Origin of the sequence: Kitasatospora sp. NBC_01560 (assembly GCF_045208415.1) — a bacterium.
Taxonomy (GTDB): Bacteria; Actinomycetota; Actinomycetes; order Streptomycetales; family Streptomycetaceae; genus Kitasatospora.
This window is the reverse complement of the sequence record NZ_CP109364.1, coordinates 9,481,828-9,498,106: the sequence shown is the minus strand read 5'-3', so window position 1 is coordinate 9,498,106 and position 16,279 is coordinate 9,481,828. Positions and strand designations below refer to the sequence as shown.

The following is a 16,279-nucleotide window of genomic DNA, read 5'->3' as shown; positions in this document are numbered from 1 at the left end:
ACTGCCTTGCTGTTCCGGTGTTCTGACTGTTCGCCACAAGAAGTGGATCATAATCACCGATACTCGCCCGGAACGGCACCAGTCACCCGAATTGCCCATTAGGACGACAATCCTCGCGACGGTCGCCAGAACCGCTCCACGCGCCGCTCCACCCGCCGCGCCACCGCCCCACCCGCCATGCCGTTCGCGCGCGCACCGGCGTCGGCCCGGCCGGAAGGTGCTGGTGGGGGCGCTGTTAGCCTGTCCACATCAAAGGGGAGGATGCCAAGGTGGGGATGTCCGGATTCCTGGCGCCGAGCGGTCCGCAACGCGCCCTCATCGTCGCGAGTTTCGTCAGCCGGGTGGGCAACGGGCTGTTCAACACCGCCGCGGTGCTCTACTTCACGCTGGTGGTTCACCTGCCCGCCGCCCAGGTCGGTGCCGGCCTCACGATCGCCGGGCTGGTCGGGCTGCTGGCCGGGATCCCGGCCGGGAACCTGGCCGACCGGTACGGGCCGCGCACGGTCTGGCTGACGGCCGTCGTGCTGCAGGCCGTCACGATGGCCGCCTTCGTCCTCATCGACAGCTGGATCACGTTCACCCTCATCGCCACCCTGGACCGGCTGGCGGCGACGGCGGGTGGCGCCGCGGGCGGCGCGCTCGTCGCCCGGGCCGGCGGTGAACGCCCGGCGGCGTTCCGGGCGAAGCTCCGCACGTTCGTCAACCTCGGCGTCGTCCTGGGCACCCTGGGCGCCGCCTTCGCCGTCTCGGTCGACACCCGAGCGGCCTACACCGTGCTGATCCTCGCCAACGCCGCAAGCTTCGCCGGCGCCGCCCTGATCGGCCTGGCCGGCGTCCCCGACTACCGGCCGCTGCCCCGGCCCGCGGAGCACCGCCGCTGGGCCGTCCTGTCCGACCGGCCGTTCGTGTCCTTCGTCGCGCTCTACGGCGCGATGGGCCTGCAGTACCAGACCGTCTCCCTGCTGCTGCCGATCTGGCTCTCCGCCCACACCGACGCGCCCCACTGGACCGTCGCCGCGGTCTACGCGGCCAACAGCGGGGTGTGCGTGCTGCTCCAGAGCAGGATCGGCTCCCGGGTGGAGACCCCGCGCCAGGGCGGCCGGGCGTTCCGCCTCGCGGGCCTGCTCTTCCTGGTCAGCTGCCCCTTGATGGCCCTGACCGCCGACGTCCCGTTCTGGGTCGCACCGGTGCTCGCCCTGCTCGCCGTCACCGTGCACAGCGTCGGAGAGGTGTGGGAGTCCTCGGGCGGCTACGCGCTCGCGTTCGGTCTCGCCCCCGACCACGCCCAGGGGCAGTACCAGGGCCTCTTCGGCATCGGCTTCAACGCCGGGCAGGCGCTGGCGCCGGCGGTCCTCACGACGGCCGTCCTCGGCCTCGGACACGCGGGCTGGCTGCTGCTCGGCGTGTTCTTCGCGGCCCTGGGCGCAGCCGGCCCGCCGGTGGCCGCGTGGGCGGAGCGCACCCGCCCCACGACCCTGGACACCGCCGCGCCGCACGACCGGCCCGACGAGACCCCGGCGCTCGACCCCGCGTAAAACTCCGCGGGGTCGACGCCGCGGGTGGTCAGCGGGTCTCGATGACGACCTTCTCGATGACCACGTCCTGCACCGGGCGGTCGTTGCGGGGGTTGGTCTCGGCCGTGGCGATGGCGTCGACGACCCGCCGGCCGGCCTCGTCGGCCACCTCCCCGAAGATGGTGTGCTTCCCGGTGAGCCAGGTGGTGGCTCCGACCGAGATGAAGAACTGGGACCCGTTGGTGCCGGGCCCGGCGTTGGCCATGGCGAGCAGGTAGGGCTTGGTGAACGCCAGGTCCGGGTGGAACTCGTCGGCGAACTTGTAGCCGGGCCCGCCCGTGCCGTTGCCCAGCGGGTCGCCGCCCTGGATCATGAAGTCCTCGATGACGCGGTGGAACACCGTGCCGTCGTACAGCGGGGCGTTGCTCGGCTGCCCGGTGTTCGGGTCGACCCACTGGCGCTCGCCCGTGGCCAGCTCCACGAAGTTCTTCACCGTCTTCGGTGCGTGGTTCGGCAGCAGCCGGAGCACGATGTCACCCTTGTTGGTCTTCAACGTCGCGTACAGCTCTTCCGCCATGACAACAATCCTTCGGTGTGCGGCCTACGGGCCCGGCCAGTCTCCCGCCCCGGGGCGGCACCCCCGGGGCGATGACACGACATCTCACCCGCACGAGTGTCGAACAGGCCGTCGGGCCCGACGGACTCCCCCGGGGCGGCCGGTCACGACCTTCACCGCGGCGGCCACCGCCCCGTTCCGGAACCAGTGCAGCGGCAGCAGGCCCTCGGCGCGCGGCCCGGCCGGGCCGGGTCGCCCCGATGGCGACAGCGGTCGTGGTCTTGACGGTGGAGGACCGGCCCGACGTCGCGTCCGCGTCCGCGTCCGGCTCAGGGCCGCTCACCCAGCGGCGCGGGGTCGCCACACTCGGCCTCACCGGGACCGTGGGGATCCTCCGGCAGGCAGGAGAGGGGCCCTCGCGGATCTGCGTGATCATGCCGACGGATCACGCCTGCATGTTCGTCGTCTTCCTCGACGCCACCGCCACGACGGTGTTGGCCTGCGCCCGCCGCGGCTGCGTCCAGCCCGCGGACGGCTGACCGCTGACCGCTGGCGGCTGACGGCTGACGGCTGACGGCTGACGGCTGACGGCGAGCCGAACGGTCGGCCACGGGCGGGACGGGGTACCAGGTCGCTGCCGCGCCGGGCCCGCGCGGTGCCGGCGGGCTGTGAGCAGCGACAGCGACCTGTCGGTGGGATGTGAGTGGCCCCCGGCACCGTGGGGACCAGGGGTGGCCGGCCGTGCAGCTGGGGCCCGCTCCCTGCCGACCCTCCGACCCACTCCGAACTCCCGGGAGCCGCCATGCCCTCCGTACCCCAGGCCCCGCAGTGGGACGTTCACCGGCTGCCTCCCGCCCGGGGCAAGCGCTTCCTGGTCACCGGTGGCAACGCGGGCATCGGCTACTTCGTCGCCGAGCAGCTCGCCGGCACCGGGGCCACCGTCCTTCTCGGCAGCCGTGACCGGGCGAAGGCCGAGGCGGCGATCGGCTCCATCGGCGCGCGCGTGCCCGGCGCCAGGGTGGAGCACGTACCCATGGACCTGGCCGATCCCGCCTCGATCGAGGCGTCGGTGGACGCACTCGGGCCGGACGGCCTCGACGCGGTGGTCCTCAATGCCGGGGTGGCACTCGACCACCCGCCGCGCCGTGAGACCGGGGCCGGCCACGAGCTGATGTTCGCGACCAACCACCTGGGGCACTTCGCGCTCACCCACCACCTGACCCCGCTGCTCGCGGCGGCCCCGGGGAGCCGGATCGTCACCACCGGCAGCTTCGCGGCCAAGTCCGAACGCCTGGACCTCGACGATCTCCAGAGCGCGCACGACTACCGGCCCAAGCGCGCCTATGCGCGCTCCAAGCTGGCGCAGATGCTCTTCGCCGTCGAACTCGACCGCCGCCTCCGCGCCGCCGGCAGTACGACGCTGAGCGTGCTCGTCCACCCCGGCGGCGCACTCGACTCCCTCACCCCTTCGCGCCCGCCGGTCCACGTCCGGACCACCGGCGAGCGGCTGAGCCGGCTGCCGCTCGGCCTGGTCGTCCAAGGCAAGGACGCTGCCGCCTGGCCGGCCGTCCGGGCCGTACTCGACCCGGGCGTGCGCGGCGGCCGGTTGCTGGGCCCGCGGGCGTTCGGGCTGCGCGGTACGCCCAGGATCGAACCTCTCTGGAGCCACCTGACCGACACCACGACCGCGGCACGCCTCTGGGCGGCCAGCCGCGACCTGACCGGCACCGACCCGGTGTTCACCGCACCGACGACGGAGCCCGGCGGGACCGAAGGCCCGGCGGCCGGGCACGGCGCAGCTGACGCCTCCACCGGCTGAGGCCGGATCTGCGGCTCCGGACTGCCGGAGCCGCCGTCACCCCGCGGCCCCGGCAGGGACTCGGCCGGCGCCGTCCGGCAGTTCGGGCTCCGGCCGGGCCGGGCACGCACACGGGCCACGGGCTCGGGCTCGGGCTCGGGGACGGTCATGGGCGGCGCCAGGAGCGGCACGCCGGTTCGTGCCAGGTGGTCCGGACGACCGTCCCGCCCTGGGACCGGTGCTCACTGCACCACGTCCGGCAGCAGCTGCCGACCGGCCGCGCCGGGACCGGCGGCCTTCCGGAGCGGACCGCAACGGCGGGCGTGGGCACGGCGGGCACGGACGGGCGGGGCCGCCGGCGGGGGCGACCGGTCACGTGTGTCGTCATGCCGCAGGCTCTGCCCATTGCGGCGGGCCACCGAACCCCGCCGCCACCCGAACGGCCCAATGAAGGCCGTTCAAACCTTTGACCGGCCTGCTCAAGCGGCGTCGAGCAGGCCGCCGCCGACCGCGGCGGCCGGCCCCTTGCCCTGGGCGTTACCGATGACGATCCGCACCGCGGGTCGCCCCGCCGCGCCCGCGCCGTGTTGGATGGCCGGATGACCGACACTGCTGTGCAACGACTCCGCGATGCCGTCGACCGGACGGCGGAAGCCACCCGCGGCCGCACCGCCACCGGGCGGGGCGCCGGGCAGGCCGACGACGACGCGGGCACCTTCGCCACCGACGGCGCACTCGGCTTCGACCCGTTCCCGCTGCTCCGCGCCCTGCACGCGGCGGGCTCCCGCGCCGTCGTGGTCGGTCAGGTCGCCGGTATCCTGCACGGCTCCGCCGAGCTCACCGGCGATCTGGACCTGCTCTGGGACGGCTCCGCCACCGAGGCGGAGGCCCTGCGCGCCGCCCTGACCGCCGCCGGCTGCACGGACCTGCCCGACCTCGACCGGCCCCAGGCGGCCTACGTCGCCGTCGGCGCCGGCGGCGACCTGTGCACCCCCGACCTCCCCTGGGGCGGCCTCGACACCGCCGGCTTCCTCGACCGCGCCCTGACCGCCGCCGACGGGCCGGACCTCACCGTCCACTACCTCACGCTCGACGACCTCGTCCGGATGCGCCGGGCCATCGGCCGCCCCAAGGACCACCGCCGCGCCGACGAGCTGGAACGCCTCCGAGGCGCCCGCCCCTGACTGTCGGTGCCCGGGTCAGGACCCCGGCTCCCGCCGCTCGCGGGCGGACACGGGCCCAAGGACGACAGAACGGCCCGCGGCACCGCCACAGCAATTCGCCCCGCCCCGCAAGGGTCAGCGGGCGCCGCTCGGCCGCGGGTCCGAAGCCGCCGCCTTCATCGGGGGCTTCGCCGGGACCGCCTTCGCCGGAGGCTTGGCGGAAACGGCCTTGGCCGGGGGCTTGTCCGTGACCCGCTCCGGCGCGGGAGCGGCCACCTTGGCCGGGGGCTTCGCCGGGACGGCCTTCATCGGAGGCTTGGTGGAAACGGCCTTGGCCGGGGGCTTGTCCGCCACGCGGGCGGTCACCGGGGCGGGCGCGGCGGCGGCAGAGCCGGCAGCGATCAGCCCGACCACCGGCAGTGCCGCGACGGCCCCGCCGGCCAGTGCCAGCCGCGTACGGCGGCGTCGGACGGGTGCGGCGTCGCCGTCGGCGTCGTTCCCCGGGCGCGGGCTCATGGCGGTTCCTCTCGCAGGCCTGGACGGTGGCGTGGACGACGATAGGTCCGGGCCGGGCCGTCGGCAAGCAACTTCGGCTCCAAAAGCACGACTTGACACGATGCGGCCAGTCGGGCCGGCGACCGGGCGCTCCCGGGACGGGCGGCCGCGGCCGTCGGCCCGGTGCTCGGCCGTGGCGCGGGCCGAGGCGGAGCATCAACCGACGGGCGCGGTGCACCTGGTGACGCCCGTCCGGCAGCTGCCGGACCTTCGGTGTCCCGGGTCAGCTCCGGGCGCGGCTCCGCGCCCAGGAAAGGAGGGCGGGGACGCAGCGGTCGGCGAAGTACTCGTAGTCGGCGGCCGTGTTGTAGACATGGGCCGACAGCCGGACGTAGCCGACGCCCCCGAAGCTGGTGAATGCCACCTCGACGCCCAGTTCGGCCGCCGCACGGTCGCGCAGGGCGTCGGCCTCGACGCGGGTGCCCGCCAGGCCCGCGGGGAGGCGGACCAACCGCAGGGCGTTCACCGGCATGCCGACGTCCACGGCGGCGCTCTCGCCGGTCAGCGCGGTGACGGCCTCGCCGACGATCCGCTCGGCGTAGTCGGCGAGTGCGTGCAGGTAGCCGCGGGCGGTCCGCCAGCCCCAGGTCCGTTCGACGAACGCCAGCGAGGCCGGCGCCGCCAGGTAGCTGGTGGCGTCGATCGTCCCCTGGGTGTCGAAGCGTTCGGGGAACGGCGCCTCGGCGGCCCAGGAGTCGATCAGCGGGTGGAGTTCGTCGCGCAGTCCGCTGCGGACGACCAGCGCCGAGGCGCCGCGCGGGGCGCAGCCGAACTTGTGCAGGTTGCCCACCCAGACGTCGAACTCCAGCCCGGCCAGCGGATCCTCGGCCAGGCCCGGCACGTGCGCCCCGTCGATCAGCAGCGGGATGCCGAGGCGCCGGGCCGCCGCGCCGATCTCGGCCACGGGCATCCAGCGCGCGGTGGCCGAGGTGATGTGGTCGACGACGATCAGCGCCGTCCGGTCGGTGATCCCGGCGAGCACCGCCGCGCAGGCCTGTTCGGCCGTGGCGGCGAGCGGCACCCGTGCCGTCCGGACGCTGCCGCCCCAGCGGCGGGCCAGCCGCTGGGCGCCCATGGTGACCGCGCCGTAGCCGTGGTCGGTGACCAGCACCTCTCCCCCGGGCCGGGCCGGCAGGCTGCCGTAGACGACGCTGGCCCCGCCGCTGGCGTTCGGGACGAGGGCGAGGTCGGCCGCGTCGACCCGCAGGAAGTCCGCCACCACGGCCCGGGCTTCGGCGACGCGGCGCGGCAGGGCCGGGAACCAGACCACCGGCGCCCGGTCCATCTCGGCCCGCAGCCGCTGCTGCTCCAGCTGCGCCACCTGCGGGACGGCCCCGAAGGAGCCGTGGTTGAGATGCCTCAGCGCCGGGGACAGCGTCCAGGCCTGCGCGGCGGGCCGGCCGTCCGGCAGCAGGAGGGGGCTGGGGGCGGTGGTCATGGCCGTCTCTCCTTCGAAGTGCCGCGGCCACGGTGCGCCTCGGAATCACTGCAGGGGGGTGCTGCGCCTCGGGGCCCTGCCCCTCGGGGCGCGGGCGTCAGACGCAGTGGACTTCGATGCCGTGGGCGGTGAACTGTTCGACGGCCTCGTCGGGGGCTTCCTTGTCGGTGACGAGGACGGCGAACTCGTGGACGGTGCAGACCTGGGCGAAGGCGCGGCGGCCGATCTTGGTGGAGTCGGCGACGATGATGACCTTGTCGGCGCGCTGGGCCATGGCGCGGTTGGCGCTGGCCTCGCCCTCGTCGTGGGTGGCGGCGCCGTTGCGGGTGTCCACGGCGTTGACGCCGAGGATGGCGTAGTCCAGCGAGATGCCCTGCAGGACCATGGTGGCCATCGGCCCGGTGAGTTCGTAGGAGCTGGGGCGGGCGACGCCGCCGGTGACGACGGTCTTCACGTGGGGGCGCACGGCGAGCTCGCCGGCGATGTTGATGGCATTGGTGACGACGGTCAGCGCGATGCCCTTGGTGTGCTCGGCGAGGTCGGCGCGGGTGGCGAGTTCACGGGCGACCTCGGAGGTGGTGGTGCCGCCGCTGAGCCCGACGACGGCGCCGGGCGGCACCAGCGCGGCCGCGGCCCGGGCGATCCGCAGTTTCTCGTCCGCCCGCCGGGCGGTCTTGTAACGCAGTGGCAGGTCGTAGGCCACGCCGCTGAGGACGGCGCCTCCCCGGGTGCGCACCAGCAGCTGCTGGCCGGCCAGTTCGTCCATGTCACGGCGTACCGTCGCCGCCGACACGCCGAGCAGCACGGCCGCTTCGCTCACCTCCAGCCGGCCCCGGTCGCCGAGCACCTCCAGCAGACGCGTCCATCTCTCGTGCGCCCCCATCGCCCCTCACCTCCACCAGCAGCACAACCGGCCCGCGCAGCCCGGCGCGGACCCGGCGTCGTGATCTTCCAAATACGCCGCACATTGATGCGTCGAACAGGCCGCGTTCGAGCATATTCGATCAAGCGAGCGGAGCACCAGCCTTCACCGGCAGGCAGCTCACCCCCGGCGGGCAGAACCGCCGCACACGGCAATGCCCGCCACCGGCACGGTACGGCACCGTACCCGATGACCGGAACGGGGCGGCGCGGACCCTCCCGGGAGGCGAACGATGCGCCGCAGATGCCGACCAGGAGCAGCTGACCGAAAATGCTCCGAACGACGTCGCCATGAGCAGGTCAGAACAGGCCGCCGACGCTGCGGGGCGAGCACCCGTGCCCGGCCGGCGCCCGTCAGGCGGGCAGGCATCAGGCGGGCCGGCGGGCGTCAGGCCGGCGGGCGGAGCGTCCCGGGCACGGTCCGGACCGGAGTCTCGGCGTCCCAGGCGTGCAGCCCGGCACCCAGACAGCCCGCCTCGTCGCCCAGCACGGCGGCGGTCAGCCGAGGCCGCCGCTGAAAGGTCAGCCGCTCCTCCAGGCATTCCCGCAGCGGCTCCAGCAGGAGTCCGTCCGATTCGGCCAGGCCTCCGCCGAGCACGACGACCTCCGGCGCGAGCAGGGTGACGGCGGTGGTCAGGGCCGTGGCGAGCCCCTCGACGGCGCGCCGCCAGACGGCCCGGGCGGCGGCCTCGCCCCCGGCCAGCCGGGCGGCGACCTCCGCGGCCCCCTCGACGGGGCGACCGGAGTGCGCGGTGTAGCAGCGGGCGATCCCCGCCGCGGAGGCGATCGTCTCCAGGCAGCCCGAGCCCCCGCAGGGGCACGGCAGCCCGTCGGGCTCGACGACGACGTGGCCGAGCTCGCCGGCGTAGCCTCCGGCGCTCAGCAGCCGGCCGTCGTGGACGATCGCGGCCGAGATGCCGGTGCCGATCGCGACGAAGAGCGCGTCCTGCGCGCCGCGGGCGGCGCCCAGCCGGACTTCGGCGAGCGCGCCGGCCCGGACGTCGTGGCCGAGGGTGACCGGCAGGCCGGTCCGCTCCCGCAGGATCCGGCCCAGTGGCAGGCCCCGCCAGCCGATGTTGGCGGAGTAGACGGCGAGAGCCCGGTCGGCGTCGACGATGCCGGGAACGACCACCCCGGCCCGCCGTACGGCGAGCCCGAGTTCGCGGGCCCGGCCGGCGAGCGAGGCCAGCGCCGCCACGATCGCGTCGACAACGGCCTCCGGTCCGTCCGCGCGCGGCGTCGGGCGGCGTTCGGCGGCCAGGACGCCCGACCCGCGGTCGAGCAGCGCGCCCTTCATCCCGGTGCCGCCGACGTCCAGGGCGATCACGCACTCCGAGGGCGGCGGGCCGCCGGTCATCGCGTGCCCCGCGCGACGGAGCGGGCGGACCGAGCGGGGCGGCCGGGCCGGGGCGCGGGCGCGGTGGGCGGCCGGGCAGAGGTGGTGTCAGGCATGCGCGGCTTTCTCGTAAGGATCGGACGGCGGCCGCAGCCCGGCCGGGGCTCCTTCACCGGAGGCTCCCTCACCGCGCGCTGCTGCACGGCGGGTTGCTGCGCCGCGGGTTACTTCACGGCGGGTTGCTGCGCCTCGGCTACTTGACCGATCCGGCCGTCAGGCCGGAGACGACCTGCCGTTCGATGAAGGCGAACAGCACGACGACCGGCACGATCGCGACCACAGAGCCGGCGAACAGGAAGTTCCACTGGACGGTGTAGTTGCCGATGAAGCCGTTGATGCCGACGGTCAGCGGCCGGCTGGCCGGGACGGTCGACAGGGTCAGCCCCATGACGAACTCGTTCCAGGCCGCGATGAAGGTGAAGATGACCGCGGTGACCACGCCGGGCAGGGCGAGCGGCAGGGTGACGCGGAGGAGCGCCCGGAACCGGCTCAGCCCGTCGATCATCGCCGCCTCCTCCAGCGCCACCGGGATGGAGCCGATGTAGGCGGTGAGGATCCAGATCGCGAACGCCAGGTTGAAGGCGGCGTTGCAGAGCATCAGCGTCCAGACCGAGTTGAGCATGTCCAGCTGGTAGAACTCGCGGTAGAGGCCGACCAGCAGGGAGGTGGGCTGGAACATCTGGGTGACCAGGACGAGCAGCAGGAACAGCTTGCGCCCGCGGAACTTCATCCGGGCCGTGTAGTAGGCGGCGGGGAGCGCCACCAGCAGCACCAGCAGCGTCGACCCGGTGGCGACCAGCAGGGTGACCCTCAGGTTCCCGCCGAGGGAGGACTCCCGCCAGACGTCGACGAAGTTGGACCAGGCGAAGTGCTCCGGGAGGTAGGTGTTGTCGCGCAGCTCGTCGGCCGGGCGCAGCGCCGTGATCACCATCTGCGCGTACGGCAGCAGGAAGACGGCGGCCAGCAGCCACGCGACCGCCGTGATCACCAGGGTGCGCGGCCGCAGGGTGCGGCGCGCGCGGGGGGACGGCGACGGCGTCGCGCTGCGGCGGCGGCCCGGCGCGGTGCGGGGGGCGGCGGCGTCCAGGGTCTGCCGGCTCATCAGTTGTCCTCCTCGTTCCAGCGGCTGACCTTGAGGAAGACCAGCACCATGACGACGACCAGCGCGAAGTTGACCACGGACATGGCCGCGCTCTCACCGATGTCGGTGTCCTTCAGCTGGTACATGAAGACGGTCGTGGTGGCCGTGTCGCTGCTGGGGCCTCCCTTCGTCATCCCCCAGATGACCGGGAAGGAGTTGAAGACGTTGATCAGGTTGATGACCACGCCGACGAGGAAGGCCGGCCGCAGCAGCGGCAGGGTGATCAGCCGGTACGTCCGCCAGGTGCCGGCGCCGTCGACCTCCGCGGCTTCGTAGAGCTCGGCGGGGACGGTCTGCAGGCCGGCCAGCAGGGTGTAGGTGGTGAAGGGCAGCGAGACGAAGACCGCGACGAACATCATCCAGGGCCAGGCGGTGGCCGGGTCGCCCAGCCAGTCCTTGCTGCTGTCGATGATGCCGAGGTCGACCATGGCGGTGTTGAGGACGCCCGCGGTCTGGTTGAGCATCCACTTGAAGCCGATGGCGGTCATCAGGACGGAGGCCGCCCAGGGGGCGATCAGCGCCCAGCGGGTGAGGCGCCGGCCGGGGAACTGCTGGTTGAACAGCTGGGCCAGGGCCAGCGAGGCGATCATGGTGACGCCGACCACGACGACCGTCCAGATCACCGTCACGGCCATGACGTGGCCGAGGTCGGTCTCGCCGAAGAGCTTGCGGTACTTGTCCAGGCCGGCCGAACCGCGGACGAATCCGCTGGAGCTGATCCGCTGGAACGAGGTGTGGATCATCTCGTAGACGGGCCAGACGACGACGGCGAGGATCAGCAGGACGGCCGGGCCGATCCAGGGCAGCGGCCCCAGCCGGTCGACGCCCGTGCGGCGCACGGCGTTCGGGCTCGGGCCCGGCCGTCGGGCCCGGGAGCGGGGGGAGGTGAGGGACACCGGTGGTGCCTTCCGGTCGTGTACGGCGGGGCGCCGCACGAAGCGGGAGGGTGGGGGCGGGGCGGCGGGGATGCGTCGGGGCGCACCGCCGCCCCGCGGCGGGAGCGTGCCGGCGGAGTCGCGCGGACCTGGCGGGCTCCGCCGGTACGCCCCGGGGCCGGTCGGCTACTTGTCTCGGCTAGTTGTCTCGGCTAGTTGTCTCGGCTACTTGTCGTCGGCCGCGGCCTTGGCCTTGGACTGCAAGTCCCCCAGCACCTTGGCCGGGTCCTCCTTGACCGCGGTGCCGACGCTCTTCTTGATCTCGGCGGAGACGGTGTCCCAACTGGTCTTTCCGAGCGGGTAGAAGGCCGCCCGCGGGAGCAGGGCGAAGAAGGGCTCCAGGTCCTTGTGCTTGCCGCTGGAGGTCATCTCCTTGAGGGTGTCCTCGGTGACCGGCATCAGGTTGTAGAGCTCGTCGAACTTCAGCGTGTTCTCCTTGCTGTACGCGAAGTCGAGGAACTGCTTGATCTCGGCCTGGTGACCGTTCTTCTTGAAGGCCATCGTCCAGTCGGCCACGCCGAGCGTGGACTTGAGCGCGCCGTCCTTGCCGGGTATCGCCGCGACGCCGTAGTCGACCTTGCCGTCGGCCGCCATCTGGATCAGCGAGGGGTGGCCGTTGAGCATCGCCGTCCGGCCTGCGCCGAAGTCCGCGAACGCGGTCTTGCGGTCGGTGCTCGCCGGGTTGGCGTAGGTGAGGCCGGGGTCGACCAGGTTGGCCTTCAGCCATTGGAAGGTCTCGACGTTGGCCGGGCTGTTCAGGGTGTAGTTGCCGGAGTCGTCGGTGAGGCCGCCCTTGTTGCCGAGCTCCCAGATCAGGCTCTCGCCCTGGGCCTCCTCGGGGCCGAGCGGGAGGCCGTACGGCGTGACACCGGGGACCTTGGCCTTGATCAGCTGGGCGTCCTTCTTGACGTCGTCCCAGGTCTTGGGGGCCTCGGTGATGCCGGCCTGGGCGAAGAGCGCCTTGTTGTAGAAGAAGGCGCGGGCCGAGGAGACGAACGGGATGCCGTACTGGACGCCGTCGACCTGGCCGGCCGTGGCGAAGGTGTCGATGATGTTGGCCCGGGTGCCCGTCGAGAGCACCTCGTCCGCACGGTAGAGCAGCTTGTCGGCGACCTTGTCGGCGTAGCCGCCGGTCTGCAGGACGTCCGGCTCGTTGCCGCTCTGGATCATCGTCTTGACCTGCTTGTCGATGTCGTTCCAGTTGATGACCTGGACGTCGACCTTGATCGTGGGGTTGGCCGCCGTGAAGCGCTGGGCCACGTCGTCCCAGTAGGCCTTGGAGCTGTTGCCGGCCTTGTCCCCGTAGTCGGCCGCGACGAGCTTGAGGGTCACCGGTCCGCCCGACGAGCTGCCGCCGCCGCTGCCGCAGGCGGTGAGGGCGAGCGCGCCGATCGTGCAGGCGGTGATGAGGGTGAGTGCACGGTTCTTCATGGGTGGTCTCCTCGGGCCCCGGGCCCGGCCGGGGCCGGACGGGATTTCTTGACCTCGGAACAGCACGTCCGGGCTGTGGGGGAGAGCCGCTGCCAGGCGCACCGGCCCGACGGCAGCTACTGGATGGCGCCAGGGGTGCTGCGTGAAGATGCTCAAACCTAGCAGGTTTGAAGCATTATTTGGCGTCTTCTGCGGGCTCAGTGTTCATTGTGCGAGCCACGAGAGCTAGAGGTCGTTGCCAGGCTGTGGCCAACGCGAGACCTGCGGGCGACCCTTGCGGTGTCGCACAGCACGCCTCGTGGCCCTACCCGACTCACCACGCACCCACGCCCGGTCGAGCCACACCTCAATCAATGTCAATCAACCACTGGGCGGCCGCCACCGCCGCGATTGCGGGATCCCGGAGCCCGTGACTATCCATGATTGCTCACAAGTGCTTGAATGAAGCGTAGGTAGAGCAGTTTCAATCAAACGATCAGCATGGAGGCGCCAGATGACGCACGTGGAGACCGAGATCGCCAGCCAGCCCGACTGCTGGCACCGTGCGGCCGGGCTCGCCGCCGACCGGCAGGACGTCCTGCCGCGGGCCGGTGAGCGGGTGGCGATCATCGGGTGCGGGACGTCCCTGTACATGGGTCAGGCCTACGCCTCACTCCGGGAGTCGGGCGGACAGGGGGTCACGGACGCGTTCGCCGCCTCGGAGTACCCGCGGACCCGTAGGTACGACCGGGTGATCGCGCTGACCCGGTCCGGCACCACGACGGAGGTCCTGGAGCTGCTGGCGGCCCTGAAGGGCACGGCCCGCACCCTCGCCGTCACGGCGGACCCGAACACCCCCGTCATGGAACTCGCCGACGACGTCGTCGTCCTGGACTTCGCCGACGAGCAGTCGGTCGTCCAGACCCGCTTCGCCACCACCGCCCTGACCCTCCTGCGCGCGCACCTCGGCCTGCACACCGAGGCCGTGGAGGAGGACGGCCGCCGCGCCCTGACCGAGCCGCTGCCGGACGGGCTGGTCGACCGCACCCAGTTCACCTTCCTCGGGCGCGGCTGGACGGTCGGCCTGGCCAACGAGGCCGGCCTGAAGATGCGCGAGGCGGCGCTGGCCTGGACCGAGTCCTACCCCGCCATGGAGTACCGGCACGGCCCCATCAGCATCGCGGCGCACACCACCCTCACCTGGATGTTCGGCGAGGCTCCGGCCGGCCTGTCCCAGCAGGTGGCGGCGACCGGCGCCCACTGGGTGGAGGGCCGGCTCGACCCGCTGGCCGAGCTGGTGCGCGTGCACCGCCTCGCCGTCGCCGTCGCCGCGGCCAAGGGCCTCGACCCGGACCGGCCGCGCCACCTGACCCGCTCCGTGATCCTCGCCGACGCGTGACCGCGGCCGCGCACGCCGTCGTACCGGTCTCCCCCGGTCCGGCGGCCCCCGCTCCCGCCCCCGTCCCCGCCCCCGGGGGCGCCACCGCCCTCGCCACCGGGGGCGCCAGCGCCCTCGCCACCGGCGCCGCGGCGGACGGCGGAGCTCCGTCGTGATCCTCACCGTCACCCCGAACCCCGCCCTGGACATCACCTACGCCCTCCCCCGGCTGCGGCCGCACACCAGCCACCGGGTGGACGCCGTCCACGAGCAGGCCGGCGGCAAGGGCGTCAACGTGGCGAGGGTCCTGCACGCCCTGGGCCGCCCGACCACGGCCGTCCTGCCGCTCGGCGGCGCCACCGGCGCGGCGGTCGAGGCCGACCTCGGCCGCGCGGGCCTGTCCGGCCTGCCGGTCCCCCTCGCCGGGGGCGTCACCCGGCGGACCGTCGCGGTCGTCGACGAGCAGGACGCCACCCTGCTCAACGAGCCCGGCCCGGAGCTGTCCCCCGCCGAGTGGGAGGCCCTCCGGCTGGCCGTGGCGGGCCTGCTGCCCGGCAGCCGGGCGCTGGTGCTGTCCGGCAGCCTCCCCGGCGGTGTGCAGCCGGACGCCTACGCCGGACTCGTCCGGCTCGCCCGCGAACGCGGCGTCCCGGTCGTCCTCGACGCCGCCGGGCCCGCCCTCACCGAGGCCCTCGGGGCCCGGCCGACCGTCATCAAGCCCAACGCCGCCGAGCTGCGGGAGGCCACCGGCCTCGACGATCCGCTCGCCGCCGCGCGGCAACTGCTGGCCGCCGGAGCCCGGACGGTGGTCGCGTCGCTCGGGCCCGACGGGCTGCTGGCCGTCACCCCGGCCGGGGCCCGGCGGGCCTTCCTGACCCCGCCGGCCGAGATCCGCGGCAACCCCACCGGGGCCGGGGACGCCGCCGTGGCCGCCCTGGCCTTCTCCCTGGCGGACGGCGCCCCGCTGCCGGTGGCGCTGAGCCACGCCGTCGCCCTGTCGGCCGCCACCGTCCACGCCCCCTACGCGGGCCGGTTCGACCAGCAGCAGTACCAGCGCTACCTCACCCGGGTCCAGGTCGTCCCCGCCTGACCCGCCGTACTCCCGAGGAAGGAACCCGCCATGCCCCTCAGCAGCACGGGCGAACTCGTCGCCGCGGCCGCCGCCCGCCGCGGCGCGGTCGCCGCGTTCAACGTCATCACCCTCGAACACATCGAGGCCGTCATCAGCGCCTCGGAGGCCCTCGACGAGCCGGTCGTCCTCCAACTGAGCGAGAACGCCGTCAAGTTCCGGGCGGGCCGGCTGGATTCGATCAGCGTCGCCGCCGTGGCCGCGGCGCGCGCCGCCACCGTGCCCGTCGCCCTGCACCTGGACCACGTGAAGAGCGGGGAACTGCTCAGGAAGGCCGCCGACTGCGGGTTCGGCTCCGTCATGTTCGACGCCGCGCACCTGCCCTACGGGGAGAACGTCACCGCGACCCGCCGGGCCGCGCAGTGGGCCCACGCCAACGGCCTCTGGCTGGAGGCCGAACTCGGCGAGGTCGGCGGCAAGGACGGTGCCGGCCCGCTGGACGCCCACGCCCCCGGCGCCCGGACCGACCCCGACGAGGCCCGGCGCTACGTCGAGGAGACCGGGGTGGACGCGCTCGCCGTGGCCGTCGGCAGCTCGCACGCGATGACCTCGCGCGACGCCGTGCTCGACCACTCGCTGATCGCCGCGCTGCACGGAGCCGTGCCCGTCCCCCTGGTGCTGCACGGCTCCTCCGGCGTGGGTGACGACGAACTCCGCCGGGCCGTCGCCGGCGGCATCGGCAAGGTCAACATCGGCACCGCCCTGAGCATCGCGATGACCGGGGCGATCCGGGCCGAACTCGCCGCCGACCCGAAGGCCGTGGACCCACGGCCCTACCTGGCGGCCGGCCGCCGGGCCGTCGCCGACACGGTCGGCCGGCTCATGCGGGTCGTCACCGCCGCGTCCGCCGCCTGAACCGGGGTCGGGCGGCCCGCGGCCGGTGGCTGCGATCGGACGGCCCGTGGTCGCCCTGACGCATCAGATGAGCGAACATGCATGATCCGC

15 protein-coding genes are annotated in these 16,279 nt (G+C 73.7%); 7 read left to right on the top strand and 8 right to left on the bottom strand.

Annotated features, from left to right (window positions below; genetic code table 11):
* Positions 1–275 precede the first annotated feature (275 nt).
* Entirely contained in the window at positions 276–1,535 is a 1,260-nt protein-coding gene (locus tag OH807_RS40495; RefSeq protein WP_406210299.1) for an MFS transporter, read from the top strand.
* A 28-nt stretch (positions 1,536–1,563) separates the two neighbouring features.
* Here OH807_RS40495 and OH807_RS40490 read toward each other — a convergent pair whose 3' ends face one another.
* On the bottom strand, positions 1,564–2,091 hold the full coding sequence (locus OH807_RS40490) for a peptidylprolyl isomerase (protein WP_406210296.1): 528 nt from the start codon (positions 2,089–2,091) through the stop codon (positions 1,564–1,566).
* Positions 2,092–2,872: 781 nt separating this feature from the next.
* Between OH807_RS40490 and OH807_RS40485 the strand changes: the two genes are divergently transcribed.
* Both OH807_RS40485 and OH807_RS40480 read left to right on the top strand, forming a co-directional pair.
* Positions 2,873–3,889 (top strand): SDR family NAD(P)-dependent oxidoreductase, encoded by a 1,017-nt coding sequence (locus OH807_RS40485; RefSeq protein WP_406210293.1) that lies wholly within the window; start codon positions 2,873–2,875, stop codon positions 3,887–3,889.
* Between the two features lie 578 nt (positions 3,890–4,467).
* On the top strand, positions 4,468–5,052 hold the full coding sequence (locus OH807_RS40480) for a hypothetical protein (protein WP_406210290.1): 585 nt from the start codon (positions 4,468–4,470) through the stop codon (positions 5,050–5,052).
* A 114-nt stretch (positions 5,053–5,166) separates the two neighbouring features.
* On the opposite strand, the gene OH807_RS40475 is transcribed toward OH807_RS40480, so the two are convergent.
* The 7 genes from OH807_RS40475 to OH807_RS40445 all read right to left on the bottom strand — a co-directional run bounded on the left by OH807_RS40475 (position 5,167) and on the right by OH807_RS40445 (position 12,848).
* Positions 5,167–5,547 carry a hypothetical protein gene (locus tag OH807_RS40475; protein WP_406210288.1) on the bottom strand — a complete coding sequence of 127 codons (381 nt, stop codon included), beginning with the start codon at positions 5,545–5,547 and terminating at the stop codon, positions 5,167–5,169.
* Positions 5,548–5,809: 262 nt separating this feature from the next.
* Positions 5,810–7,024, bottom strand: a complete 1,215-nt coding sequence (locus OH807_RS40470) for an aminotransferase class V-fold PLP-dependent enzyme (protein ID WP_406210285.1) — start codon at positions 7,022–7,024, stop codon at positions 5,810–5,812.
* 97 nt (positions 7,025–7,121) lie between these two features.
* Positions 7,122–7,907 carry a DeoR/GlpR family DNA-binding transcription regulator gene (locus OH807_RS40465; RefSeq protein ID WP_406210283.1) on the bottom strand — a complete coding sequence of 262 codons (786 nt, stop codon included), beginning with the start codon at positions 7,905–7,907 and terminating at the stop codon, positions 7,122–7,124.
* A 426-nt stretch (positions 7,908–8,333) separates the two neighbouring features.
* On the bottom strand, positions 8,334–9,302 hold the full coding sequence (locus tag OH807_RS40460; protein WP_406210280.1) for an ROK family protein: 969 nt from the start codon (positions 9,300–9,302) through the stop codon (positions 8,334–8,336).
* A 232-nt stretch (positions 9,303–9,534) separates the two neighbouring features.
* A complete protein-coding gene (locus OH807_RS40455; protein WP_406210278.1) occupies positions 9,535–10,443 on the bottom strand; it encodes a carbohydrate ABC transporter permease in 909 nt (302 codons plus the stop codon).
* Positions 10,443–11,378 (bottom strand): carbohydrate ABC transporter permease, encoded by a 936-nt coding sequence (locus OH807_RS40450; RefSeq protein ID WP_406210275.1) that lies wholly within the window; start codon positions 11,376–11,378, stop codon positions 10,443–10,445. Before OH807_RS40450 ends, OH807_RS40455 begins: the two co-directional genes overlap by 1 nt.
* A 204-nt stretch (positions 11,379–11,582) precedes the next feature.
* On the bottom strand, positions 11,583–12,848 hold the full coding sequence (locus OH807_RS40445; protein WP_406210272.1) for an extracellular solute-binding protein: 1,266 nt from the start codon (positions 12,846–12,848) through the stop codon (positions 11,583–11,585).
* Positions 12,849–13,341: 493 nt separating this feature from the next.
* Here OH807_RS40445 and OH807_RS40440 point away from each other — a divergent pair, with 493 nt between their 5' ends.
* Genes OH807_RS40440 through OH807_RS40425 form a run of 4 tightly spaced genes read left to right on the top strand, consistent with a single transcriptional unit; the run spans position 13,342 to position 16,189 of the window.
* Positions 13,342–14,226, top strand: coding sequence for an SIS domain-containing protein (locus tag OH807_RS40440; RefSeq protein ID WP_406210269.1), 885 nt, complete (start codon positions 13,342–13,344; stop codon positions 14,224–14,226).
* Positions 14,223–14,381: a hypothetical protein gene (locus OH807_RS40435; RefSeq protein WP_406210266.1), complete on the top strand. Its 159-nt coding sequence runs from the start codon at positions 14,223–14,225 to the stop codon at positions 14,379–14,381. The genes OH807_RS40440 and OH807_RS40435 overlap by 4 nt, the downstream gene beginning before the upstream one ends.
* Entirely contained in the window at positions 14,378–15,295 is a 918-nt protein-coding gene (locus OH807_RS40430) for a 1-phosphofructokinase family hexose kinase (RefSeq protein ID WP_406210263.1), read from the top strand. The genes OH807_RS40435 and OH807_RS40430 overlap by 4 nt, the downstream gene beginning before the upstream one ends.
* Before the next feature lie 30 nt (positions 15,296–15,325).
* Positions 15,326–16,189 carry a ketose-bisphosphate aldolase gene (locus tag OH807_RS40425; protein WP_406210261.1) on the top strand — a complete coding sequence of 288 codons (864 nt, stop codon included), beginning with the start codon at positions 15,326–15,328 and terminating at the stop codon, positions 16,187–16,189.
* Positions 16,190–16,279 lie beyond the last annotated feature (90 nt).